Consider the following 534-nt stretch of genomic DNA (forward strand, 5'->3'; position numbering starts at 1 on the left):
CTTATTAAATCTATCGCTAAATCTAATAAAAAAGTTGTGTTTAAATTGTTTCTTTTTAGTTTCATATAAATAAATTTATATTCGCTAGAAAAATTTTAAGACTTTAACATTATGTTTTTAAATAACTTTTTGGTTTATAAAAACCAAATATAAATTCAAATTTTTTGAACTTATATTTAGTTTTAAAATGGTGGAGATAAGCGGGATCGAACCGCTGACCTCCTGCGTGCAAGGCAGGCGCTCTCCCAGCTGAGCTATATCCCCATTTTTAACCAAATCTTTATAAAGTTAACTTCAAATAAGTATAAATGGTGGGCCTACCAGGACTTGAACCTGGGACCTCACGATTATCAGTCGAGCGCTCTAGCCAGCTGAGCTATAGGCCCATTTTTACCTATTTTATAAAGTAATCTTTATAAACCGAATATAGAAAGGTTGATATACCTTTTTTATTTGCTATCTTTGATAGCTTTGGAGAAGTTAATCGAATAACTTCTCTCTTCTCTGAAAGGAGGTGATCCAACCGCAGGTTCT

General features: G+C 32.8%; 2 tRNA genes. Both read right to left on the reverse strand.

Going from position 1 to position 534, the window contains the following annotated elements:
• Positions 1-188: 188 nt before the first annotated feature.
• Positions 189-264 (reverse strand) — tRNA-Ala (locus tag ACH5BF_RS14220).
• 45 nt (positions 265-309) lie between these two features.
• A tRNA-Ile gene (locus tag ACH5BF_RS14225) sits at positions 310-386 on the reverse strand.
• Positions 387-534: the final 148 nt, after the last annotated feature.

Source organism: Arcobacter pernae, assembly GCF_049472135.1.
Taxonomy (GTDB): Bacteria; Campylobacterota; Campylobacteria; order Campylobacterales; family Arcobacteraceae; genus Arcobacter_B.